Annotated in this window: 25 protein-coding genes; 12 read left to right on the top strand and 13 right to left on the bottom strand. The window is 71.6% G+C overall.

What is annotated here, in order from left to right; translation table 11 throughout:
• Positions 1-57: 57 nt before the first annotated feature.
• Positions 58-1458, bottom strand: coding sequence for an FAD-binding oxidoreductase (locus tag ACWCP0_RS00990; RefSeq protein WP_451076756.1), 1401 nt, complete (start codon positions 1456-1458; stop codon positions 58-60).
• Between the two features lie 152 nt (positions 1459-1610).
• Between ACWCP0_RS00990 and ACWCP0_RS00985 the strand changes: the two genes are divergently transcribed.
• The 4 genes from ACWCP0_RS00985 (at position 1611) to ACWCP0_RS00970 (ending at position 4606) form a co-directional block, all read left to right on the top strand.
• Positions 1611-2216: a phosphatase PAP2 family protein gene (locus tag ACWCP0_RS00985; RefSeq protein WP_451076755.1), complete on the top strand. Its 606-nt coding sequence runs from the start codon at positions 1611-1613 to the stop codon at positions 2214-2216.
• Positions 2209-3174: a decaprenyl-phosphate phosphoribosyltransferase gene (locus ACWCP0_RS00980; protein ID WP_451076754.1), complete on the top strand. Its 966-nt coding sequence runs from the start codon at positions 2209-2211 to the stop codon at positions 3172-3174. Before ACWCP0_RS00985 ends, ACWCP0_RS00980 begins: the two co-directional genes overlap by 8 nt.
• 107 nt (positions 3175-3281) lie before the next feature.
• A complete protein-coding gene (locus ACWCP0_RS00975) occupies positions 3282-3716 on the top strand; it encodes a GtrA family protein (RefSeq protein ID WP_451076753.1) in 435 nt (144 codons plus the stop codon).
• On the top strand, positions 3704-4606 hold the full coding sequence (locus tag ACWCP0_RS00970) for a YihY/virulence factor BrkB family protein (protein WP_451076752.1): 903 nt from the start codon (positions 3704-3706) through the stop codon (positions 4604-4606). Before ACWCP0_RS00975 ends, ACWCP0_RS00970 begins: the two co-directional genes overlap by 13 nt.
• 235 nt (positions 4607-4841) lie before the next feature.
• Here ACWCP0_RS00970 and ACWCP0_RS00965 read toward each other — a convergent pair whose 3' ends face one another.
• Entirely contained in the window at positions 4842-6125 is a 1284-nt protein-coding gene (locus ACWCP0_RS00965; RefSeq protein WP_451076751.1) for a D-alanyl-D-alanine carboxypeptidase family protein, read from the bottom strand.
• 130 nt (positions 6126-6255) lie between these two features.
• Here ACWCP0_RS00965 and ACWCP0_RS00960 point away from each other — a divergent pair, with 130 nt between their 5' ends.
• Both ACWCP0_RS00960 and ACWCP0_RS00955 read left to right on the top strand, forming a co-directional pair.
• On the top strand, positions 6256-6501 hold the full coding sequence (locus ACWCP0_RS00960; RefSeq protein ID WP_351229382.1) for an SCO4848 family membrane protein: 246 nt from the start codon (positions 6256-6258) through the stop codon (positions 6499-6501).
• Between the two features lie 15 nt (positions 6502-6516).
• Positions 6517-7965, top strand: coding sequence for a metallophosphoesterase (locus ACWCP0_RS00955; protein ID WP_451077002.1), 1449 nt, complete (start codon positions 6517-6519; stop codon positions 7963-7965).
• Between the two features lie 96 nt (positions 7966-8061).
• Here the strand turns inward: ACWCP0_RS00955 and ACWCP0_RS00950 are convergent, their stop codons facing one another.
• From ACWCP0_RS00950 to ACWCP0_RS00940, 3 genes are read right to left on the bottom strand one after another with little or no spacing between them, the layout of a single operon-like run.
• On the bottom strand, positions 8062-8856 hold the full coding sequence (locus tag ACWCP0_RS00950; protein WP_451076750.1) for a TetR family transcriptional regulator: 795 nt from the start codon (positions 8854-8856) through the stop codon (positions 8062-8064).
• Positions 8857-8867: 11 nt separating this feature from the next.
• Positions 8868-9302, bottom strand: coding sequence for a thiol-disulfide oxidoreductase DCC family protein (locus ACWCP0_RS00945; protein WP_451076749.1), 435 nt, complete (start codon positions 9300-9302; stop codon positions 8868-8870).
• Positions 9303-9308: 6 nt separating this feature from the next.
• Positions 9309-9743 (bottom strand): hypothetical protein, encoded by a 435-nt coding sequence (locus ACWCP0_RS00940; protein ID WP_451076748.1) that lies wholly within the window; start codon positions 9741-9743, stop codon positions 9309-9311.
• 125 nt (positions 9744-9868) lie between these two features.
• Here ACWCP0_RS00940 and ACWCP0_RS00935 point away from each other — a divergent pair, with 125 nt between their 5' ends.
• A complete protein-coding gene (locus ACWCP0_RS00935; protein ID WP_451076747.1) occupies positions 9869-10648 on the top strand; it encodes an alpha/beta fold hydrolase in 780 nt (259 codons plus the stop codon).
• A gap of 55 nt (positions 10649-10703) precedes the next feature.
• Positions 10704-11756, top strand: coding sequence for a hypothetical protein (locus ACWCP0_RS00930; RefSeq protein WP_451076746.1), 1053 nt, complete (start codon positions 10704-10706; stop codon positions 11754-11756).
• On the opposite strand, the gene ACWCP0_RS00925 is transcribed toward ACWCP0_RS00930, so the two are convergent.
• The 6 genes from ACWCP0_RS00925 to ACWCP0_RS00900 form a co-directional block, all read right to left on the bottom strand.
• Positions 11732-12244: a hypothetical protein gene (locus ACWCP0_RS00925; protein ID WP_451076745.1), complete on the bottom strand. Its 513-nt coding sequence runs from the start codon at positions 12242-12244 to the stop codon at positions 11732-11734. The two genes, ACWCP0_RS00930 and ACWCP0_RS00925, sit on opposite strands and share 25 nt — an antisense overlap.
• Before the next feature lie 85 nt (positions 12245-12329).
• The gene (locus ACWCP0_RS00920; protein ID WP_451076744.1) at positions 12330-13088 is read right to left on the bottom strand and encodes a succinate dehydrogenase iron-sulfur subunit; all 759 of its coding nucleotides are present in this window, start codon (positions 13086-13088) and stop codon (positions 12330-12332) included.
• Positions 13088-14842, bottom strand: coding sequence for a succinate dehydrogenase flavoprotein subunit (gene sdhA / locus ACWCP0_RS00915; RefSeq protein ID WP_451076743.1), 1755 nt, complete (start codon positions 14840-14842; stop codon positions 13088-13090). Before sdhA ends, ACWCP0_RS00920 begins: the two co-directional genes overlap by 1 nt.
• Positions 14843-14867: 25 nt before the next feature.
• A complete protein-coding gene (locus tag ACWCP0_RS00910) occupies positions 14868-15350 on the bottom strand; it encodes a succinate dehydrogenase hydrophobic membrane anchor subunit (RefSeq protein WP_451076742.1) in 483 nt (160 codons plus the stop codon).
• Positions 15351-15358: 8 nt separating this feature from the next.
• The gene (gene sdhC, locus ACWCP0_RS00905) at positions 15359-15739 is read right to left on the bottom strand and encodes a succinate dehydrogenase, cytochrome b556 subunit (RefSeq protein ID WP_451076741.1); all 381 of its coding nucleotides are present in this window, start codon (positions 15737-15739) and stop codon (positions 15359-15361) included.
• Positions 15740-15906: 167 nt separating this feature from the next.
• A complete protein-coding gene (locus tag ACWCP0_RS00900; protein ID WP_451077001.1) occupies positions 15907-16512 on the bottom strand; it encodes a 2-oxo-4-hydroxy-4-carboxy-5-ureidoimidazoline decarboxylase in 606 nt (201 codons plus the stop codon).
• A gap of 245 nt (positions 16513-16757) precedes the next feature.
• Here ACWCP0_RS00900 and ACWCP0_RS00895 point away from each other — a divergent pair, with 245 nt between their 5' ends.
• Positions 16758-18410, top strand: coding sequence for a beta-N-acetylhexosaminidase (locus tag ACWCP0_RS00895; protein WP_451076740.1), 1653 nt, complete (start codon positions 16758-16760; stop codon positions 18408-18410).
• A 168-nt stretch (positions 18411-18578) separates the two neighbouring features.
• Positions 18579-19097 (top strand): hypothetical protein, encoded by a 519-nt coding sequence (locus tag ACWCP0_RS00890; protein ID WP_451076739.1) that lies wholly within the window; start codon positions 18579-18581, stop codon positions 19095-19097.
• Here ACWCP0_RS00890 and ACWCP0_RS00885 read toward each other — a convergent pair.
• The gene (locus ACWCP0_RS00885; RefSeq protein WP_451076738.1) at positions 19094-20839 is read right to left on the bottom strand and encodes an N-acetylmuramoyl-L-alanine amidase; all 1746 of its coding nucleotides are present in this window, start codon (positions 20837-20839) and stop codon (positions 19094-19096) included. The genes ACWCP0_RS00890 and ACWCP0_RS00885 overlap by 4 nt on opposite strands.
• A gap of 389 nt (positions 20840-21228) precedes the next feature.
• Here ACWCP0_RS00885 and ACWCP0_RS00880 point away from each other — a divergent pair, with 389 nt between their 5' ends.
• Positions 21229-21879 carry a hypothetical protein gene (locus ACWCP0_RS00880; protein WP_451076737.1) on the top strand — a complete coding sequence of 217 codons (651 nt, stop codon included), beginning with the start codon at positions 21229-21231 and terminating at the stop codon, positions 21877-21879.
• Positions 21880-21906: 27 nt separating this feature from the next.
• Here the strand turns inward: ACWCP0_RS00880 and ACWCP0_RS00875 are convergent, their stop codons facing one another.
• Positions 21907-22605 (bottom strand): N-acetylmuramoyl-L-alanine amidase, encoded by a 699-nt coding sequence (locus tag ACWCP0_RS00875; protein ID WP_451076736.1) that lies wholly within the window; start codon positions 22603-22605, stop codon positions 21907-21909.
• Here ACWCP0_RS00875 and ACWCP0_RS00870 point away from each other — a divergent pair.
• The gene (locus ACWCP0_RS00870; RefSeq protein WP_451076735.1) at positions 22582-22863 is read left to right on the top strand and encodes a hypothetical protein; all 282 of its coding nucleotides are present in this window, start codon (positions 22582-22584) and stop codon (positions 22861-22863) included. The two genes, ACWCP0_RS00875 and ACWCP0_RS00870, sit on opposite strands and share 24 nt — an antisense overlap.
• Positions 22864-22930: the final 67 nt, after the last annotated feature.

Raw genomic sequence — 22930 nt, 5'->3', positions numbered from 1 at the left:
GGAAACGGGCGGCGGCTCGCAGGGACGGGCGGTGTTCTCACGGGAGAAGGCGGAGACTCACAGGGACAGGCGGCGGGACAGGTCCGAGACGAACACCCCGCGCGGATCGAGCTCGGCGCGCAGCGCCCGGAACCGGTCCAGCCGGGGATACATCGCGGCCAGCAGCTCCGGCCGCAGCCGCGCGTCCTTGGCCAGGTACACCCGCCCCCCGGCCCCCGCCACCTCCTCGTCCAGCCGGTCCAGGAAGGCGCCGAGGCCCGGCAGGCCCGCCGGGATGTCCAGGGCCAGCGTCCAGCCGGGCATGGGGAACGACAGCCAGCCCGGATCGCCCTCGCCGAAGCGCTTGAGCACGGCCAGGAACGACGGACAGCCGTGCCGGGAGATCTGCCGCACGATCCGGCGCAGTGCCTCCTCCTGGCCGTACCCGACGACGAACTGGTACTGGACGAAGCCGCTCCGCCCATAGATCCGGTTCCAGTGCGGGACTCCGTCGAGGGGGTGGAAGAACGTGGAGATCGTCTGCAGCTCGCCGGTGCGCGAGCGCGGCGCCCTGCGGTACCAGAGCTCGTTGAAGAGAGCGACCGACGTACGGCCGAGGAGTCCTTCCGGTACGAAGCCGGGCGCTGCCGGGAGCCGTCCCGGGCGGAACTCCAGCGGGCGGCGCAGGGCGCGCGGCGGGAGCGCGTCGAGGGGCGCGTGCTCCCCGCGGGTGATGACCGCGCGCCCCGTCGCCGCGCCGCGTGCGAGCAGATCGATCCAGGCGACCGAGTAGCGGTGTCGGTGGTCGGTGACGGTGAGCCGGGCCATCAAGTCGTCCAGGTCGGCGGCCCGTTCGGTGTCGACCGACATCAGCGACGTCTCGACGCGGTGCAGCCGGACCGTGGCGGAGAGGATCACTCCGGTCAGGCCCATTCCGCCCGCGGTCGCGTCGAAGAGCTCCGTGCCGGGCAGGGCCGTCCGTGCCTCGCCGTCGGCGGTGAGGAGTTCCAGCGCCTGCACATGGCGGCAGAAGGAGCCGGAGACGTGGTGGTTCTTGCCGTGGATGTCGGCGCCGACGGCCCCCCCGACGGTCACATAGCGGGTCCCGGGCGTGACCGGTACGAACCAGCCGAGCGGCAGCAGCACCTCCATCAGCCGGTGCAGGCTGACGCCCGCGTCGCACACCACGACGCCCGACTCCGCGTCGATGGTGCGGATCCGGTCGAGACCGGTCATGTCGAGGACCGCGCCGCCCGCGTTCTGCGCGGCGTCGCCGTACGCCCGTCCCAGCCCTCGCGCGATGGAGCCGCGCGCCCCGCAGCCGCGTACGGCCGCCGCCGCCTCCCCGTACGTACGGGGGCGTACGAGCAGCGCGGCCGAGGGGGCGGTGCGACCCCAGCCCGTCACGGCCACGGGCAGCTGGTCGGGGGCCGCGGCGAGGGATGGCGACGTCGAGGTCGCACGGGAGTCGGCAGACATGCACGCGACGCTATCGCCCTCTATGAGGCTTTTGCTCTCAATGTCGGCTGACTCGCCGAAATGGGTGATTATCCGAGTGTCATCAAAGATTGCCGTGAATGATGGCGTCCGGTTGAGAAGAGTCGCCCCTGGCTGAGGGAAAGGGGCGGCAGATGCGATACGTCGACCGGGCGGGCCGGGCAGGCCGGGCGGGCTTGGTGGCGGCCGATCACCGGCTGCTGGCGGCGCTGCGCGGCTGCGGTCGGCAGTCGGGCGTGGCCGCGGCGGCCGGCGCGCTCTCGCGCAGCGGCGAGCACAGCGCGCTGTGGATCGCGGCGGGACTCGTGTGCGCGAAGGCCGACCAGGAGCGGCGCCGCGAATGGCTGCGTGCGACCGCGCTGGTCGGCGGGGCGCATCTGGCGAGCATCGGCGTCAAATGGGTGGTACGCCGCCCACGCCCACGGCTGCCCGCGCTCGAGCCGCTCGTCCGCACGGCGGGCCGGTACTCCTTCCCCAGCTCGCACGCCACCGGCGCGGCCGCTGCCGCCGTCACCTTCGGCGCGCTGCGCCCGGCAGGCCGACGGCTGGTGGCCCCGCTGGCCGCCGCGATGTGCGTGTCCCGGCTGGTCGTCGGCGTCCACTACCCGACCGACGTGGCCGCGGGCGCGCTCTTCGGCGCGCTGGTGGCGCGCCTGGGCGTGGCGTGGCTGCCTGTGCCGTCCGGCGGGCCGGGGTGTACGACGCGGACTCGCCGGTGCGGCGGGGGTCTCCATGGCTGAGCGCGGCACCGTCCTTCTGGAGCAGCCGGAGCGGCGGCCCGAGCAGCCCGCGCCCGCGCGCCGGGCCCGGCATGTGCTGAGCCTGCCCGTCGGGCTCGTCCGGACCGCACGCCCTCGCCAGTGGATCAAGAACGTGCTGGTCGTGGCGGCGCCCGCGGCCGCGGGCGAGCTGGCGTCCCGGGACGCCGTCCTCCAACTGGTCCTCGTCTTCACCCTCTTCACCACCGCCGCTTCCGCCGTCTATCTGATCAACGACGCGCGCGACGCCGCGGCCGACCGGGCGCACCCCGTGAAGTGCCGCCGCCCGGTGGCCGCCGGGGACGTGCCGGTGCCCGTCGCCTACGCTGCGGGCGCGCTCCTCGCCGCCGCCACGGCCACCGCGGCCGTGGTCCTGTGCAACGCGATGACCGCCGCGCTGCTGACCGCGTACGTCCTCATGCAGCTCGCGTACTGCGTCCGGCTCAAGCACGTCCTCGTCGTCGATCTGGCCGTCGTCACCACCGGTTTCCTGATGCGCGCGATGGTCGGAGGAGTGGCGCTGTCCATCCCGCTCTCCCGCTGGTTCCTGATCACCACCGGCTTCGGCGCGCTCTTCATGGTGGCTGCCAAGCGCTACTCGGAGGCCGTGGAGATGGCGGACGCGGGTGGTGCGACCCGGGCCCTGCTCACCACCTACACCACCGGATATCTGCGCTTCGTCTGGCAGCTGGCGGCCGGGGTCGCGGTCCTCGGCTACTGCCTCTGGGCGCTGGAGAGCGGCGGCACCGCGAACGGCTCGCTGCTGCCCTGGCGGCAGCTCTCGATGATCGCGTTCATCCTCGCGGTGCTGCGGTACGCCGTGTTCGCCGACCGGGGCGCGGCCGGTGCGCCGGAGGAGGTCGTCCTGCGCGACCGGCCGCTCGCCGTCATCGGGCTGGTGTGGCTGGCGATGTACGGCATGGCCGTGGCGGACCTGTGAGCCGACCGGTGAGCGGACCGGGAAGCCGCTCGCTGAGCCGACCTGCGGGTCCGCCCGCGGGCCGACCCGCGGGCCGACCCGCGGGCGGACCCGCGAGCCGCGCACCGGTGCCGGGGACGGTCCGGGCGCTGGTGGCGTTCGCGCTGGTCGGGACCTGCGCGTACGCCGCCGACCTCGCGCTGTTCGTCGCGCTGCGCGGCGCGCTCGGCCAGGGCCCGCTCACCGCCAAGGACCTGTCTTCGGTCGCCGGCTGCACGGTCGCCTATCTCGGCAACGCCTACGGGACATACCGGCGCCGCCGCGCGGAACAGGGCGCGGGGCTGGGTGCGTACGCCGTCTTCTGCGGCGTGAACGCTGCGGGCACCGTCGTCCAGGTGTGCTGCCTCGCCGTCTCCCGCTACGGACTCGGGCTCAGATCGCCCTGTGCCGACGCCGTCTCCGGGCTCGGCATCGGCATGGCCCTCGCCACGTGCCTGCGCTTCTGGGGAACAAGAACCTTGGTCTTCGGGAGGGCGGGAAGGGAGAACTCATGGACTGGTTGACCCGACTCCCCGTCATCGGGCCGCTCGTGCAGCGGCTGATGAAGACCCACGCCTGGCGCTCGTACGAGCGGCTCGAGCAGGTCCACTGGACCCGGCTCGCGGCCGCCATCACCTTCCTCAGCTTTCTCGCCCTCTTCCCTCTGATCACCGTCGCCGCGGCGATCGGCGCGGCCCTGCTCAGCCCCGAGCAGCTGCGCACCATCGAGGACAAGCTCGCCGAGCAGGTGCCCGGAATCGCCGACCAGCTCGGCATTTCGGCACTCGTCGACAACGCCGGGACGGTCGGCCTCATCGCCGGTGCGCTGCTGCTGCTCACCGGCATCAGCTGGATCGGCTCGATGCGGGACTGCCTGCGCGCGGTCTGGGAGCTCGACGACGAGGAGGAGGGCAATCCGATCGTGCGAAAGGGCAAGGACGCGGTCGTCCTGCTCGGGCTCGGCGCGGTGGTGCTGGCGTCGTTCGCCGCCTCGTCGCTCGGCTCCAGTGCCGTCGGCTGGGGCGCCGACCGGCTGGGCATCGAGCGGGACGGGGCGGGCGGCGTCCTGCTCCAGATCGCCGCCATCGCCGTCGCGGTGCTCGCCGACTTCCTGATGCTCCTGTACGTCCTGACGATGCTGCCCGGGGTGCAGCCTCCGCGCCGCAGGCTGATCGTGGCGGCACTGCTCGGCGCGGTCGGCTTCGAGCTGTTGAAGCTGCTGCTCAGCGGCTACATCTCGGGCGTCGCGGCGAAGTCGATGTACGGGGCGTTCGGCGTGCCGATCGCCCTGCTGCTGTGGATCAACTTCACGGCGAAGCTGCTGCTGTACTGCGCCGCCTGGACGGCGACGCCGGCGGCCGGCGGCGGGGAAGCGCCCGCCGGCGGCGACCGGGCACAGCGGGAGAACTCCTAGGCCGTGGGTGAGAACTGGCGCCGTCCGCCCGTAGGGCGGGGCTCGCGGCGTCCGGTGCGTGCGATCGCAAGGCGGAGGACCATCCCCGTACCGGACGTACGTGGACGACTCCGACAACACGGCGTGGGGGCACCTCCCGTGCCCGAAGGGCTACGGGGTGGGGGCACCTCCCAGGCGCAAGCTCTGGGGGAGCGTGCCAGGCGTCGCGTGCGAGGCAGGAGTCCTCCAACACGGCCTAGCGGCGCGGAAGGCGGCGGACCAGATCGGGGAGCGGCCAGCGGCGGTTGACCAGGAACGCCGCGCCGGCGAGCAGCACCAGCACGCCGCCGACGATGGCCATCGCGACGCCCACGCCGCTGGAGCCGTTGTTGCTCGCGGCCGATGCCTTCGCCGGGCCGGGCCGGTTCTTCTTGCCGTCCTCGCCGGTGCCGGTCCCGGTGCTGGTCCCGGAGTCGGTCGACGACTCGGAACCGTTGGACGGGTCCGTACGCGCGGACTTCGGGGGAACGAGCTCGCCGACCGGCTTCACCTTCCCGGCCGCCGCGAAACCCCAGTCGAAGAGGCGGGCGGTCTCCTTGTAGACGGCCTGGCTCTCCTTCGACGACGGGTTCATGACGGTGACGAGCAGCACCTTGCCGTTCCGCTCCGCGACACCGGTGAAGGTCGCGCCCGCGTGCGTGGTGTTGCCGTTCTTGACGCCCGCGATGCCGTCGTAGGGATCGATGCCGAAGTCACCGGTGAGCAGCCGGTTGGTGTTCTGGATCTCGAACGTCTCGCGCTTCTTGCCCGGCTTCTCATCGCCGGGGAACTTGGCGCGGGCGGTCGAGCAGTACTCCCGGAAGTCCTTCTTCTGCATCCCGCTGCGGGCGATCAGGGTCAGGTCGTACGCGCTGGACACCTGGCCCGTCTCGTCGTAGCCGTCCGGTGTGACGACGTGCGTGTCGAGCGCCTGCAGCTCCTCGGCGTGGTCCTGCATCTGCTGGACGGTCTCCGGGACGCCGCCGTTCATCTCGGACAGGACGTGGACGGCGTCGTTGCCCGAACGGAGGAACACACCGAGCCAGAGATCGTGGACCGTGTAGGTGTAGTCCTCCTTGACCCCGACGAGGCTGCTGCCCTCGCCGATATCGGCGAGGTCGACGTCGGTGACCGTGTACTCCTCGTCCTTGGACAGCTTGGGCAGGACGGTGTCCGCGAAGAGCATCTTCAGGGTGGACGCGGGAGGCAGCCGCCAGTGCGCGTTGTGGGCGGCGAGCACATCGCCGCTCTCCGCGTCCGCCACGATCCAGGAGCGGGCCGTCAGGTCCTTGGGGAGGACGGGGGCGCCGGATGCGAGATCGACCTGGGTGCCTGGCTTGCCGAGCCGCGCGCCGCCGACGGTCGACATGACGGCGGGGGGCTTCGGTCCGGTGTTGTCCTTGCCGGCCGTGCCGGTGACCGCCGATGCGGGCGCGGCGGCGAGGGCGGGCAGCAACGCGGCGGCGGTGACCGTCAATGCGGTCTTCTTCAAAGCAGACACGGTCGAGAAAGTACATGGAGTTGACGCCGATGTTGACACCGGCAGGGTGACCCGCCGCCGACGCCGCCGGTACAGCCCATCCCCGGGACCCCGCCACACCGGTATGGAGGACACCGGTGATACTGAAGATATGAAGCTCAGCCGCCCGGTCTCCTGGTTCCTGCTCGCGTTCGGGGTGTGGAGCTGGGTCATCTGGGTCACTTTCGTCAAGAACCTGTGGCAGGACGCCAGCGGGCTCGCCTTCGACGACGCCGGTGACCCGACTGCGTACTTCTGGGTCCATCTGCTGCTCGCCATCACGTCCTTTCTCCTGGGGACGGCGGTCGGGGTCATCGGGTTGCGTGGCGTACGCGCATTGCGCCGCGACCGCGAATAAGGAAACGGTGCCGTGCTGGTCGTCCTGCTTGTGATCGCTGTGGTCCTCACCGTGCTGGTGGGGGTCCACTGGTACGTCTGGCGTCGCCTGGTCCGCGACACGACGGTGCCGGGCAGCGCCGTACGCCGCGCGGGCACGGTGGCGGTCGTGCTGCTGCCGCTGCTGTCGGTGGGCGCGCTGGTGTCGGGGCGCGCGGGTGCGCCCTTCTGGCTCGAGCAGGTCCTGGCCTGGCCGGGGTACCTGTGGCTCGCGACGCTGCTCTACCTGACGCTGGCGCTGGTCGTGGCGGAGGGCGTACGGCCGCTGCTGCGACGTGCGCTGGAGCGGAGGACTGACGCACGGTCAGGCTCCGGTCCGGCCGTCGCGACGACCGCGGGCGCGAATGTGACCGACGTCACGCAGGGCGGCGGGAGCGCGACGGTCGCATCCGGCGTGAGGCCGCTGGAGCCCGTGGGTCCGTCCTCCGCAGGCGCGGAGCTCGGCGTTCCCGCGGCCGCCTCCGGGCGGACCGAGGCCGCGGGCTCCGTCGCCGTCGACGGCGGGGCCGACGCGGGTGCACGGCCCGGCGGTGGCGTGGCGACCGCGGACGCTCCCGGCGCGGGCACCGGCACCGACGTGCGCGAGGACGCCCGCCCCGAGCTGTCGCGACGGCTGTTCGTCGCGCGCGTCGCCGGCGGCGCGGCCGCCGCGGTCGCCGCGGGGACCGTGGGGTACGGGACGTACGGGGTGATGCGTGGGCCCCGGGTGAAGCGGGTCACCGTGCCGCTCGCGAAGCTCGCGCGCGGGGCGCACGGATACCGGATCGCCGTCGTCAGCGACATCCACCTCGGCCCGGTCCTCGGCCGCGCCCACACCCAGCGGATCGTCGACACGATCAACGGCACGCAGCCCGACCTCGTCGCCGTCGTGGGCGACCTCGTCGACGGCAGCGTCGCCGACCTCGGCCGCGCCGCCGAGCCGCTCGCACAGCTGCGGGCGCGGCACGGGTCCTTCTTCGTCACCGGAAACCACGAGTACTTCTCGGGCGCCGACGCCTGGGTCGACCACGTACGCGAGCTCGGCCTCACCCCGCTCCGCAACGACCGCGTCGAGATCGCCGGCTTCGATCTCGCGGGCGTCGACGACATCGCCGGTGAGAACGAGGGCCAGGGCCCCGACTTCGGCCGCGCACTCGGTGACCGCGACCGGGCCCGTGCGGCCGTCCTCCTGGCCCACCAGCCGATCGTGATCGACGAGGCCGTACGCCACGGGGTGGACCTCCAGCTGTCCGGCCACACGCACGGCGGGCAGCTCTGGCCCGGCAACTACGTCGCGGAACTCGCCAATCCGACCGTCGCCGGTCTGGAGCGGTACGGCGACACCCAGCTCTACGTGTCGCGGGGCGCGGGCGCGTGGGGGCCGCCGGTGCGGGTCGGGGCACCGTCCGACATCACGGTCGTCGAACTGGCGTCCCGCCAGGCCTGACGGACCGCGCGCCCCGGTCGCCGGGGACCGGGGCGCGGCCGCCGCGCCCCGGGTCACTCACTGCGCGCAGGCCCGCGGCGTCCGTGGCGCCCCGGGTCACCCGTCCTGGTCCTTCCGGCTCGCCGTCCGCTTGGGCTTGCCCGAGGCGGCCATTCCGGCCGCCGTCGGCATGAAGTCCCTGAGCAGCTCTTGCGTCTCCTTGACGAGGGGGCGCAGGACCCGGAAGCGGGAGAGCGAGATCGCGCGGGCCGTGACCGGCGCGAGCCGCTCGACCAGGCGGCGGCTGTTGGCGCAGCCCTCGGACCTGTCGTACACCCAGAACAGCACGAGGCCCATCTGCTGGAGCCACAGCAACTGCGGGAGCGCCTCGGCCAGTTCGGGGTCGACCTTGACGGCGGCCCCGGACAGCACACGGCGGTGGACCTCGATCGCCGCGTCCCGGGGCCCTTCCGACTCGGGCGAGAACGGGCTGAGCGGACTGTCCGGGTCGGCGGCGTTCTTGAAGAACTGGGCCGCGAACTCGTGGTACGACTCGGCGATGTCGAGCCAGCCGAGAAGGACCCCGCGGATACGTGCCGTGAGGTCCTTCTCACCGCCCTCCAGGATGTCCGCGACCGCCGCCTGGTGCTGCTCGGCGATGCGGTCGTAGAAACCCTGGACGAGGTGCTCCTTGGACGAGAAGTAGTAGTACGCGTTGCCGACCGAGACACCCGCCTCCTGGGCGATGGCCCGCATCGTCGTCCTGTCGTAACCGCGCTCCTGGAAGAGCCGCAGCGCGGTTTCGAGGATGAGGGTGCGGGTCTGCTCGCTCTTGGCAGGCTTGGCAGGCTTGGCGGGCTTGGAGGGCTCGGCAGCGGACGCGCTCTGCTTCTCGTCCTTCACGTCGTTCACGATGACCGAGCCTAACGGGGCGGGCCCGGTACCTCGCACCGCCCGTCGGCACAGGGCGCCGCGGTGGCCTCCCGGTACTTCGCGGCGGCCAGGACGGTGACCCTGGCGAAGGGCGCTCCGGCAGGAGTCGCCAGCCAGTTGGCCTTCGGCCGGTGCTCGGACAGGGCCCAGAGGCAGACGATCCAGGCGGCGGTGGACCGGTACACCTGGCCCCGGTCGCCGACCACCGTGATCTCCCGCAGGGTGCTGCCGTGGTCGAGTTCGGGGAAGCGCCGCCTGGCCTCTTCCGAGGCCGCCGGGACCAGGTCGAGCGGGACGAGCTGCCGTTGCCGCAGCAGCCAGTGCCGCAGATGGACACAGAGCGGGCACTGCGCGTCGTACAGCACGGTCAGACGCTTCACCGGGACGGCCGCCGCCACCGCCGGTACTGCCGGTTCGCCGCCCATGGCCGCTCACGCCCCCGCGGCAGGCGCGGCCCAGGGGCCCTTGTCGCCGGCGCCGGTCCAGCCCTGCGGCGGGACGGGCGGGGTCTGCTGACGCTCCATCACTCCGCGTCGGCGGATCTTGTTGAGGACGTAGACGTTGACGAGGTGCATGACGCCGAGGACGAGCAGGACGACTCCGAGCTTGACCGAGAGCGCCTCGAAGAGCCCCCGGGCTTCGGTGACGGCGCCGTCCTGGCTGAGGTGGAGCGCGACGAAGCCGAGGTTGACGAGGTAGAAGCCGACCACCAGCAGGTGGTTGACGGCATCGGCGAGCTTCTCGTTCCCGTGCAGGACGTCGGCCAGGAAGATCCGGCCGTTCTTGCTGAGCGTGCGGGCCACCCAGATGGTGAGCGCGACGCTGATCAGCAGGTAGATGGCGTACGCGACAACAGTGAGGTCCATTCCCCACCCTCCCTTGAACGTGTTCAAAAGGTCTTGTCATGAACTGTAGACCCCTTCTTGAACGTGTTCAAGTCGATAGGGAAATCGGGAGGCGCCGGTGCGTGCGGGACCGTAGGGTCGGCGGCATGACGCTCTCTCACGATGTGGCGGGGGACGGCCCCGCGGTGGTGCTCCTGCACTCGTCCGTATGCGACCGGCGGATGTGGGACGCCCAGTGGCAGGCCCTGGCCGACGCCGGCCACCGGGTCGTGCGCTGCGACTTCCGCGGCTTCGGCGCGACCCCGGCCGAGGCGGTACGGCCCTACCGCGACGCCGACGACGTACTCGCCCTCCTGGACGCACTCGGCATCGACCGCGCCGCCTTCGTCGGAGCGTCCTTCGGCGGCCGCGTCGCGGTCGAGATCGCCGCCCGCCGCCCCGAGCGCGTGTCCTCGCTCGCGCTGCTCTGCGCCGGACTGCCGGGCCACGAACCGGGACCGGCGCTACGGGACTTCGGGGCCCGCGAGGACGAACTGATCGAGGCCGGCGATCTCGCAGGCGCCGTCGAGCTGAACGTGACCACCTGGCTGGGTCCCGAGGCGGACGAGGCGGTGCGCGAGCGCGTACGGGCCATGCAGCGGCACGCCTTCGAGGTCCAGCTGGCCGCGGACGCGGAGGCGGCCGGGACGCAGCCCCAGGCCCCCGCGGCCCCGCCCGTCGACCCCACCGCCATCGAGGCTCCCGCCCTCGTCGTCACGGGCGCGCACGACCTGCCCGACTTCCGGACCATGGGCACCCGCCTCGCCACCCTCATCCCCGGCGCCCGCTCCACCGAACTGCCGTGGGCCGGACACCTCCCTTCGCTGGAACGCCCCGCCGAAGTGACGGCCCTGCTCCAGGACTTCCTGCGCGGCAGCGTCGCGTAGCGCCGCCCGGTCGCATCGCCGCCCGCTGTCAGTGCCTGCTCCTACGCTCCACGGCATGGGAACTTCCACAGTCCTCCTCGACAGCTCCGCGGCGTCTTCCTGGGAGGATCCGGAGAGGGTCGACCGGATCGGTGCCCTCGCGGACAGCGGCGACATTCCGGCGCTCGCCGGCGCCCTGTTGGGGGCGGCCTGGTGGCCGCACGAGGGTACGGGGGTCGGTGGACGGCTGCGGGCCATGCCGCGCGTGCGTCGTCAGGCGCTGGCCGAGATCCTCGTCGCCCGTCGCCATGCGGCGGAAGCCATACCCGACGAGAAGGAGCGGGCCCTTGTGCTGCTCGCCCTGGTCGCCGACGGATTCGCGCAGGATGCCTGGTGCGACGCCTGGGCCTCGATGCTGGAGCATCTGGCCGGCAGGTACTACCGGACCGTCACCGGTGACGAAGCGGCCCATCTGGCCCGGGCGCTGCTGTCCGCCGGACGCGTCCTGCCCCCGCGAGTCGTGGGGTTTCTCCGCAGGTCCGCCATCGAAGGGCTCGACTCCGCGGACGCGCTGCTCGCCCTTCTCCCGGACCCGGTGCTCAGCCCGGAGGAGCCGTGGGCCGACCGCATCCTCGCGGAGCTGCCCGAACTCGGTCCGCGGTGGCGACTGCTGATCGCGCATCTGCGTACGGCGTCCGGAACCCCGACCCGTCGCTGGGACCGTGAGACTGCGGCGCTGATCGACGGCATGGACGCCGATGCCGTCCGTCGCACCGCCACCCCCTGGCTCGCCCTGGCCGTCCACGGCGGATCCGATCCGGACGGGGGCTACGACCCGTACAACATCGGGGCCGTGCGCGGACTGGCGTGGCTGCTCTCGCTGTTGCCGCCGCACCCGGAGACCGTCCGGGTGCTCGGCGCCCTGGTGGAGCGGCCTCCCGTGAAGACCGTGGTCGCCGGAGCGGGCGTACGGGCGCTCGCCCGTCTGCACGGCGGCGCCGGGCGCGGTGAGCTGGAGAGGCTGTCCGGGCTCATCACGCACAAGGTGACGCTCAAACAGATAGGCGCCGCGCTCGACGCCGGGCCGGCCGTGACGGGAAGGGGCTACATGCTCAGTGCCCGCGCGTAGTTGAGCCGGCCCAGCACCCAGTGGAGCGTGTCCGGTCCCGTCGCCGGGATCATCGTCGTGTGGTGGCGGCCGGCGCTGGAGACGGTGATCTGGATGAAACCCGTCGTCCTCTTCTCCTTCATCAGCAGGAACAGCAGGCCCAGCAGGCACAGCACGGAGAAGACGACGGCCAGGACGATCGCGTGCGTCGGGATGCTCTCCTCGCTCCGGGACATGTCCGTGGCGTTCCACACCGCGCCCTTGAGCGGCAGCGTCCCGTTAGGCGTCACGATCGAGTCCTGCAGGACCGTGATGTCCCCGAGCACCAGCAGCGGCACCCCGGCCCCTACCCCCGTCCCCGCCGCTCCCAGCGGTGCGAGCGGGCCCTGCGGGTAGCCGTAGCCGTAGCCGTAGCCGTAGTTGTAGTCGTGGGCGGGGCCGTACGGGTTCGCCGGGCCCCACTGGTAGTCGCCGCCGTCCAGGTAGGGGTTCGGGTTCGGCTCGGTCATCAGTCCCCGCTCTCGCACGACAAAGGCCCGTTTCTGTACGGCGAGCGTACAGAAACGGGCCCCTGGCAGAGCGGTGACGCCTCGCTCAGAAGCGGCGGGTGATCAGCGCCCGCTTGACTTCCTGGATCGCCTTCGTGACCTCGATGCCACGCGGGCAGGCATCGGTGCAGTTGAAGGTCGTGCGGCAACGCCACACGCCGTCCTTGTCGTTGAGGATCTCGAGCCGCTGCTCGCCGGCCTCGTCACGCGAGTCGAAGATGAAGCGGTGCGCGTTGACGATCGCCGCCGGGCCGAAGTACTGCCCGTCGTTCCAGAACACCGGGCAGGACGACGTGCACGCGGCGCACAGGATGCACTTGGTGGTGTCGTCGAACCGCTCGCGGTCCTCGGCGGACTGCAGGCGCTCGCGCGTCGGCTCGTTGCCGCTCGTCACGAGGAACGGCATGACGTCCCGGTACGCCTGGAAGAACGGCTCCATGTCCACGACCAGGTCCTTGAGGACCGTGAGGCCCTTGATGGCCTCGACCGTGATGGGCTTCTCCGGGTTGATGTCCTTGATCAGCGTCTTGCAGGCGAGCCTGTTCTTGCCGTTGATCCGCATCGCGTCGGAGCCGCAGATGCCGTGCGCGCAGGAGCGCCGGAAGGTCAGCGAGCCGTCGACGTCCCACTTGATCTTGTGGAGACCGTCGAGTACTCGCTCCTTCGGGTCGATCTCGATCTGGAAGTCCTGCCACTCGGCCTCGGCGGAGACCTCGGGGTTGAAGCGGCGGATCCGGAAGGTGACCGTGATGTAGGGGGTGGAGGCGGCCTCCGCCTCCACCTTGTCCATGGTCGGTGTAGCCATCAGTACTTACGCTCCATCGGCTGGTAGCGGGTCTGGACGACGGGCTTGTAGTCGAGACGGACGGTCTCGGAGCCGTCGGCGCCGACCTCGCGGTACGCCATGGTGTGGCGCATGAAGTTGATGTCGTCGCGGTTCGGGAAGTCCTCGCGGTAGTGACCGCCGCGGGACTCCTTGCGGGCCAGCGCGGAGACGGCCATGACCTCGGCCAGGTCGAGCAGGTTGCCCAGCTCGATGGCCTCCAGCAGGTCCGTGTTGAACCGCTTGCCCTTGTCCTGGATGGACACGTTCTTGTAGCGCTCGCGCAGCTCGGCGATCTTCTCGACGGCCGTCTTGATCGTCTGCTCGGTGCGGAACACCATCACGTTGGCGTCCATCGTCTCCTGCAGCTCCTTGCGCAGCACGGCGACCCGCTCCGCGCCGGTGGAGTTGCGCAGCCGCTCGACCCGCTCCTCGACGAAGGAGGCAGGGCTTTCGGGCAGCTCGACGTAGTCGCTCTTCGCCGAGTACTCGGCGGCGGCGATGCCCGCGCGCTTGCCGAACACGTTGATGTCGAGCAGCGAGTTGGTGCCCAGACGGTTGGCGCCGTGCACCGACACGCACGCGACCTCACCGGCGGCGTACAGCCCCGGGACGACGGTGGTGTTGTCCGCCAGGACCTCACCCTCGACGTTCGTCGGGATGCCGCCCATCGCGTAGTGGGCGGTCGGCTGGATCGGGATCGGGTCCGTGTACGGCTCGATGCCCAGGTACGTACGCGCGAACTCGGTGATGTCCGGGAGCTTGGCGTCCAGCTGCTCCGGCGGCAGGTGGGTCAGGTCCAGGAAGACGTGGTCGCCCTCGGGACCGCAGCCGCGGCCCTCGCGGATCTCCGTGTAGATGGAGCGCGAGACGACGTCACGCGAGGCGAGGTCCTTCATGACGGGCGCGTACTTCTCCATGAAGCGCTCGCCGTCCTTGTTGCGGAGGATGCCGCCCTCACCACGGGCGCCCTCCGTCAGCAGGATGCCCATGCGCCAGATGCCCGTCGGGTGGAACTGGAAGAACTCCATGTCCTCCAGCGGCAGACCGCGCCGGTAGCAGGCGGCCTGGCCGTCACCCGTCAGGGTGTGCGCGTTGGACGTCACCTTGAAGAACTTGCCGGTGCCGCCGGACGCGTAGATGACGGCCTTCGCCTGGAAGACGTGGATCTCGCCGGTGGCCAGCTCGTAGGCGACCACGCCGGCGGACCTGCGGACGCCGTCGACCTCGGTGATCAGCTGGTCCAGGACGTAGAACTCGTTGAAGAACTCCACGCCCTCCTTGACGCAGTTCTGGTACAGCGTCTGGAGGATCATGTGGCCGGTGCGGTCCGCGGCGTAGCAGGACCGGCGGACCGGGGCCTCGCCGTGGTTGCGGCTGTGACCGCCGAAGCGGCGCTGGTCGATGGTGCCGTTCGGGGTCCGGTTGAACGGCAGGCCCATCTTCTCCAGGTCGAGGACGGCGTCGATGGCCTCCTTCGCCAGGATCTCGGCGGCGTCCTGGTCGACCAGGTAGTCACCGCCCTTGACCGTGTCGAAGGTGTGCCACTCCCAGTTGTCCTCCTCCACGTTGGCCAGCGCGGCGGCCATGCCGCCCTGCGCGGCGCCCGTGTGGGAGCGGGTGGGGTAGAGCTTCGTCAGCACGGCGGTGCGGCTGCGCTTCGTCGCCTCGATGGCGGCGCGCATGCCGGCACCGCCGGCGCCGACGATGACGGTGTCGTACTTGTGGATCTTCATGACGTGGATTACCTCAGCCCCGTGCCTAGCGGATGTTCGGGTCGAAGGTGAAGATCACCAGCGTGCCCAGAAGGATGGTGAACACCGTGGCGGTGTACAGCAGGCCCTTGAGCCACAGACGCGTGTTGGGGCGCTCCGCGTAGTCGTTGATGACGGTACGGAGGCCGTTGGCGCCGTGCAGCATCGCCAGCCAGAGCATCAGCAGGTCCCAGGCCTGCCAGAACGGGGACGCCCAGCGGCCGGCCACGAAGGCGAAGCCGATCTTGGAGACGCCGCCGTCCAGGACGAGCTGGATCAGCAGGTGGCCGATGACGAGGACGACGAGGACGACACCGGACAGGCGCATGAAGAGCCACGCGGCCATCTCGAAGTTGCCGCGGGTCGACTTCGGGGTCCTCCCCGTGCGCTTGCGGGGCGCCTCGATGAGGGGAGCGGGGTTGTCGGCGCTGTACGGGCCGACGCCCTCGACGGCACCGATCGCCGAAGCGGAAGAGGTCTCAGCAGACATGTCTGGCGTCAGCTCCCGAACAGTTCACGTGCGGCGTGGCCGAGGACCGGGTAGACGGCGCCCGCCATCAGCACGACCCAGATGCCCATGACGGTCCAGAGCATCTGCTTCTGGTAGCGAGGGCCCTTGGACCAGAAGTCCACGGCGATGACACGAAGGCCGTTCAGCGCGTGGAAGAGGATGGCGGCCACGAGGCCGTACTCCAGCAGCGCGACGATCGGATTCTTGTACGTGGCGACGACCTCGTCGTACGCCTCGGGGGAGACGCGGACGAGAGCGGTGTCCAGCACGTGTACGAACAGGAAGAAGAAGATGAGGACGCCGGTGACTCGATGAGCCACCCAGGACCACATACCTTCCCGGCCGCGGTACAGCGTTCCAGCCGGCACGGAAAAACCCTCCGGGAGCGGGGATTGGAGCCGGCCGCCAGTCTTCTACCAAAAGTGACAGCTCTGTCGGTCTGGCCCGGCCGGGTACGGTCCACCGGCCCTGGCCATCGTAGCGACGAGATGTCGGTTCCCTCGCGCGGGGTCCATAGGTGTGATCAAACAGGCAGTCAAACAGGCACGGACGGGCTATCGGGGCGGTTCCCGGGCGGCGTCGCGCAGCGGTCCGGGTCGTGTGCTCCGGATGTACCGGATGGTCCGGACGGGTTGTGCGGAGCGGCCACGAGATGGGCGAGCCGGGCGCGGGCGAGCCGGCGCAGCTCGTCGGCGGAGACGACCCGCTCCTCGTCCCGTTCGTTGCCGAGCCGTGCGCGGATGGCGGCCAGCACCTGGTCGGGCTGCTCGTCGGGGCGGAAGCCGTCCAGGCAGATCACGAAGGCGTGGCCGAAGCTGCTCTCGTACGCGGCGTGGGCGGCGCGCAGCGCGGTGTGGGCGGCCGTGGGGGCGCCGGGGTTCAGCCCGGAGGAGGACTCGTCGGCGAGGGCCTCGTCGAGATCGGCGGAGCCGAGGTCGTAGCTCGCCTCGTCGGCTGCCGCGAGCAGTGCGTCCAGGTCGGGGTACGGGCGGTGGGCGACGATCCGCCGGCCCCAGCGGCGGCTGCCGCAGCAGGCGAGCAGTGCGGCCTCGGCGGCACCTGCGGGGGCCGTGTTGAAGCGCTCCAGACCCGGCAGCGGCGCGGCGCGGCGGGAGGGCGCGGCAGGAGCCGGGATCCGCAGGGCGCCGGTGTGCGATTCGCTGGACAGCGTGGGCTCCTCGGCTCCTGGACAAGGGCAGTCGGTGGCGACTGTGAGGGGAGGGGTGGATGAGCCTCAACGCTATCGAGGCGCGCCGGGAGTCGTCCGACGGATGCACGAATTTCACCCGGACGTGAGCGTCCGCCGCGCATGATAGACGATCCCGACCTTCTTCGCAGGGTTCATCTTGATTGGCCATACTTCGCCCGGAAGAGGAGGCTGATGGGATGATCTGGCAGTCCAGCGGAAGCTCCGGCGGCACATCCTGGGGCAGGTTCAGCGGAAGATCCAGGGGCAGGCGGCTGGCGGGCTCGGCGGTCGCGGCCGCCGTGGCGCTGACCACGGCCGTGTCCTGCTCCTCCGGCGGCGGTACGCAGCCGGGCGGACACGGTGACGCGCCCGCGGCCGTCACCCCCTCGCCCACACCCACGCCGACCCCCACGAAGACGTATCCGCTCTCCACGGCACCTCGCACCATCCCTTCCGTACGGGAGCACGAGGCGGCCCGCGGGCCCGGCTGGCGGCCGGCGCCCGGCAGTGCCGTCGTGGTCGCCAAGGGCAGCGAGGTGCTGGCCGACGAGGCCAGGCTGCTGTCCCGGGAGCTGAAGACGGATGTGCGCAACGGCGGACCGGTGCGTTCCGGTGACATCGAGCTGGCGCTCGGACCCGCGCAGCCGGACGGGCCCGAGTCGTACACCCTCAGCACCCGCGGCAACCGCGTCCGGATCACCGGCCCCGACGAGGCCGGGGTCTTCTACGGCACCCGCACCGTGAAGCAGGCCCTGCGTTCCGGCGGCGTCGTGCCCGAGGGTGTCGTGCGCGACCGTCCCGAGCGGCCGCAGCGCGGGCTCAACCTCGACATCGCGCGCAAGCACTACACCGCGGACTGGATCGAGGACCGGCTGCGGGAGATGGCCGACCTCAAGCTCAACCAGCTCGGCCTGCACTTCTCCGACGACCAGGGCTTCCGGATCGCCTCCGACTCGCACCCCGAGGTCGTCTCGGCGCAGCACCTCACCAAGGACCAGGTGCGCCGGATCATCGCCCTCGCGCAGAGCCTGCACATCACCGTCGTGCCCGAGATCGACTCGCCGGGTCACCTCGGCGCGGTCCTGCGGGCCCATCCGGACCTCCAGCTCCGCAACACGCAGGGCGTGCCGCGGCAGGGAGCCATCGACATCTCGAAACCGGAGTCGGCGCGGATCGTGGACGATCTGCTGCGCGAGTACTCGGGTCTCTTCCCCGGCGACTGGTTCCACGTCGGCGCCGACGAGTACCAGGCGCTGACCGTGCGCGACCCGGCCGCCTCGTACCCGCAACTGGCCCGGGCGGCGCAGCGGAAGTACGGCCCGCAGGCCGGCGTCCAGGACCTGGCGACCGGCTGGCTCGACGACCGGGCGGCCGTCGTGCGCGCGGCGGACAAGACGCCCAAGGCGTGGAACGACGGCTTCTTCCGCGGCGGTGTCGTGTCCGCCGACAAGGACATCGAGGTCGAGTACTGGACCGGCAAGGAGATCGGGGCGCGGCAGCCGCAGGAGTACCTGGCCGAGGGCCGCAAGGTGGTCAACCTCAACGACGAGTACCTGTATTACGTGCTCGGCGAGCCCAACCAGTTCACCTACCCCACCGGCCGCCGCATCTACGAACAGTGGACGCCGCTCGTGCTGCGCGGCACCACCGCCGTCCCCGAGCGCTATTCCGGCCAGATCCTGGGCGGCCGCCTCGCGATCTGGTCCGACCTCGCCCAGGCGCAGACCCAGGACCAGGTGGCGGCGGGCATCCGGATGCCGCTGCGGGCGCTGGCGCAGAAGACCTGGTCACCCGGGCAGCCTGCGCTCACGTGGGCGGAGTTCACGGCGCTGGCGAACCAGCTGGGCTGAGCGCGCGACACCCTTCGGGGGCGGGTCGTGGCCATGGTGTGACGCCGCGTGGCCGACACTGAGTGACGCTTTTCGGCCATGTGGCGCAGAAAGGAGCGGTACCTTCGTCCGCACCGCGACCGCGCCGCACCGCGTCGTACTGCGGTCCGCACCCGACTGGAGGCGTCGATGAGCCTGGCGGAACTGATCGCTGAGGCGGATGAACGGAGCCTGGCCGCGAGCGGCCTGGCCTGTCTCGACCGCTGCCTGCCCCTGCTGATCGACGACACCGAGGTCCTGCGCCCGCTCTGGGCGGGCATCGCCGCGGGCGAGGACGGCTGGGCGGGGCGGCTCGCCGCCGCCAGGTCCGTGCTGGACGACGCCCCCGACACCGACGAAGCCGCGGCTCCGGTACGGAAGATGATCGGCGCCGCGCCTTCGGAGTGGGCGGCGGGGCCGCTCGCCGAGTGGGCCACGGCATGCTCGGCCCTGGCGCTCGAACTCCACCAGGAACTCGATCTGTCGGGCGGGAAGCAGGGCCCGCTCGTGGCGGGGGAGCAGCGCCGCCAGATCCAGATCCTGGAGGTCCTTTCGGCCACCCCGGACGGTGCGGGCCTGCGCCGGGCCCTCGACCTCTCGACGGAAGGGCAGCGCGTGCTCCGGGCCGCCCTCTCCCGCCGGGCGAGGGCCGCCCAGGGCCCGTCCTAGGGACCTACGGGACCCGGGCGCCCCGTCACTGCGGTGACTCCGCCCGGTCCGCCCCTCGCGACGACCGTCCCGCCGACGACGAGTTCGTCGTACCCGTCGCCGTCGGTGTCGCGCGCCGTGAACGACGCGCCGATCTCCTGACCGCCGCGGTCGAGGCCGTCGCCGTCGGCGCCGTTGACGCCGTCGAGACCGGCGATGACGGGCGCACCCGTGGTGGTGAGCCCGCCGGCCGAGCCGTGGAAGGTGGCGAACCCGCCGTCGGTGCGTACGGCGAGGTCGTCGTAGCCGTCCCCGTTGAGATCACCGGCGGCGACGGCCCGTCCCCCGGCGCCGTACAGAACGGCGGGGGAGCCGGTGTCGTACCCGTCCGCCGTGCCCTGCATCAGCACGAGGGACAAGGAGCCCTGCGCCGCACGGTAGGTGAGGGCGGCGTCCCGGAGACCGTCGGAGTCGAAGTCGCCGATCGCGACGTCGGCGTCCACGGTCGCCCAGTCGTCGGCGCCTGCGGCAAGGTCCGCTTCCGGGTCCGAGCCCGTTTCCCCGGCCGGGCCCGCGCCCGTACCGGTGTCGGTGTCGGTGTCGGTGTCGTCACTGCCGTAGTCCTCCGGGAGCACCCCGGCTGAGATGGCCGCGGCGCGAGCACGGATGTCGGGCAGGTCGTCGTACAGATTGTCGCCGGGGCAGTCGGTCGCGGAACCGTCGCGGTGCCCGGAGATCCGGTGCAGCGTGGCCGACTCGCCCTCCTCGTACTTTCCGTTGTCGACGCTCGGGACGAGGGTGACGGTCCCCGACGGATCGTGTCCGTGGATCCCGAGCTTCCAGGCGGCGACCGCGGCGATCGCCTGCCGCACGACCGGAGTGGTCCTGGCCGTCATGTAGTCGCCGAGGACCGAGATGCTGCTCGTGTCGGTGTTGAGGCCGTACGTGTGCGCGCCCTGGACGGGCCTGTCGATGCCGCCCGCCCGACCCTCGAAGATCTTGCCGCACTTGTCGACGAGGAAGTGGTAGCCGATGTCGTTCCAGCCCTGGCTCTCCACGTGGTAGGTGAAGATGCCCCGGACGACCCTCGCCGACTCGTCGCAGGTGTAGTCGTTCGTCCCGGCGGTGTGGTGGACGAAGACCGCCTTGGTGGTCCTGTTGTACTTGGGCGGGTCGATGACCATCGACTCGTCCGCGCCCCAGCCCGCGCGCGACGTCATGGCCGGCGCACCGGACTGTGCCTCGGCGCGTGCTGACGGGGCCTCGGGCATGTCGTCGCCGCTTCCCGGGTCGACCAGATCGACGCGCAGCCCCTCCGGCAGCGCCTCGCCCCGGACGCGCAGCTGGACCCCGTCGGACGGTCCGGTCCACAGCGGCGACGTCCCGCCGCGCAGCGCGGGGCCCGACCGCTCGGGCCCCGACTCGGGCGCACGCACATCGGCGTCGAGAGTCCGCCACTCGGACCAGACGCCGGTCCCGCTGTCCCTGGTGCGCACCTCGGCGGTGCCGTCCAGCTGTACGGACGCGTCGTCCCAGGTCAGGCCGAGCATGCTGAACGGTGGTGTGGTGCGGGCGGGGAGAGCCCGCAGCGCCGGATCGTCACCGGCGGGCACGGGGAAGGTATGGACGTCGCCGGACGTGGCGACAGGCTCGGAACCGCCTGTGGGCGCGGAGCCCGCCGGTTCGGCGAGACAGAACCCGATGGACATGGCCGCGGCGACGACCAAGGCGGTGCGGGAGCGCCTCATGGGGCGTTTTCTCATGAGGCGCGAGCATAGGGACCGAGCAGCGCAAACTCGCTCAAACAGGCCGCGGTGGTGCCGATGATCGCCCGAAATGAGCAGGTGATTGACGGGCCATCGGAATACGGGGCCGAACGGCCGCCGACACCTCCGCTCAGCGCTCGGCGCGAACGGCTCGTCGTTCACCACGCCTGGCTCGGCCCGCTGGGCTCACTGGGCTCCTTCGGGCGCTGCGGATGCGTCGGATGCGGGGAGCTCACCGCTGCACGTCGTACGCCCCGAGCGGTGCAACGGCGTCTCTGCTCACCGGCCTCGCGGTGTGTGCGACGACCGACGCCCGTGCAAGATAAGGCGAGTTCGGTGAATCAGGGAGTCGACAGCCTGTCACATGCCACTGGTACGGTCCCGCCATGGCCGACGATCACGGATCAGTGAGAAGCCCCGTCACCGCCGACGACGTCCAGCACGCCGTGCGGCTCGCGCTCACGACCCTGCGGAGCCGCCTCGGCGGCGACTGGGACGCGAAGGCCGGGACCCTGGAGTGGACCTGCTGGGAGACCGTCGAGCATCTCGCCGACGACCTCTTCGCGTACGCCGCCCAGATCGGCCCGGACACGCCGCCGCTCGACCGGGAGGTGCCGTTCCACTGGTTCGCGCGACGCGAGGGCGGCCCCGCGAACGTGACCTTCGCGGACCGGGACGCGGGGCCCGCCGGGCTGCTGATGGTGCTGGAGGCGTGCGGGGCGATGCTCACCGCCATGGTCCGTACGGCACCGGCGGATGTGCGCTCGTACCACGGCTACGGGGTGTCCGACCCCGAGGGCTTCGCGGCGATGGGCGTGGTCGAGACCCTGGTCCACACCCACGACATAGCCGAGGGCCTCGGCGTTCCCTGGACCCCACCCGCCGGCCTCTGCGACCGCGTCCTCACCCGTCTCTTCCCCGACGCGCCGGCCGAAACCGACCGGTGGGCCGCCCTCCTGTGGGCGACGGGCCGTGGCGAACTGCCGGGCCGGGAGCGGCTGGAGTCGTGGCGGTGGCACGGGGCGGTCCCCGACTGACCGGTCGCGTACGCGTTGTGGTGGTGGTCAACGCGAGGCGTACGGGGAACTGCCCGCTGCCGTGCGGATTCCCGGGAGGGCGGAGTAGAGGCTCGCGCCGGGGCAGAGCGTGGCGTATCCGTCGCGGTGTCCGGAGACGGTGTTGAGCGTGGCGGCCTGGCCCTTCGTCCAGACGCCGGTGTCGGCGGCGGCGGTGAGCGTCACCTTCGTCTCAGGGTCGACGCCGTGCAGGCCCAGCTTCCAGGCGGCGATGTCGGCGACGGCCTGCTTGGCCGCGGCCGTCGGGGTGCCGCCGTTCTCGTCGTCGCCGAGCAGGGAGATGCCGGAGGAGTAGCTGTTGAAGCCGTAGGTGTGGGCGCCGAGCACGATGCCGGTCGATGCCGCCCGTGGTCTCCCCGGGGTCGGTGCTGGGCGCGCCGATGGCGGGGTCGCTCGTCGAAGCGGCGGGCTCCGAGGGCTCCGAGGCGGAGTCCACGGGGGATTCCAGGGAGTGCCCTGGTTCTCGTCGCGGAAGACGAGTGCTTCGCCGCTTTCGTCGACGTACAGCTCGGCCGGGGCGCGTAGCTCGCCGTTGTTGCTGGTGAGGTCCCGGCGCCCGCCGAGGAGGGCGTGAGCTCTGAGGCGGCGGCGCGCGCAGGCCGGCGACGCGCGCCGGCAGAGGCAAGGCGGGTGGGCTGCCGCCGGGCGGCATACCGTCGCATCATGAGCGAGATCATCGTTGTGCATGAATGCGACAAGCCGGGCCCGGCCGCCGGCCCCGCGCGAGGCCCGGCGGACGAGAGCCGGCGCGTCCGCAAGGTCCACGCGGCACCGGCCGCCCCCGGAAACCCCTTCGCACCCGGTCCACGGACGATCTGCGGCAAGGACACGTTCGGTATGGAAGCGGCGACCTGGAATCCGTCCGAGCATCCCTCCGCGCCGTGGTACGACCCGGCTCACGCGGACCTCGTCTGTGCCGAGTGCGACCTCGCCATGGAAATCTGACAGCAGGGTGCCGCCGGCGCCCCGGTCGCCGTGTCGCACGCTCATCGCGTTGCTGCGGTCGTCGTGC

Source organism: Streptomyces sp. NPDC001970 (genome assembly GCF_053594115.1).
The sequence above is the reverse complement of the archived record's forward strand: the minus strand, read 5'-3'. Positions and strand labels throughout refer to the sequence as shown.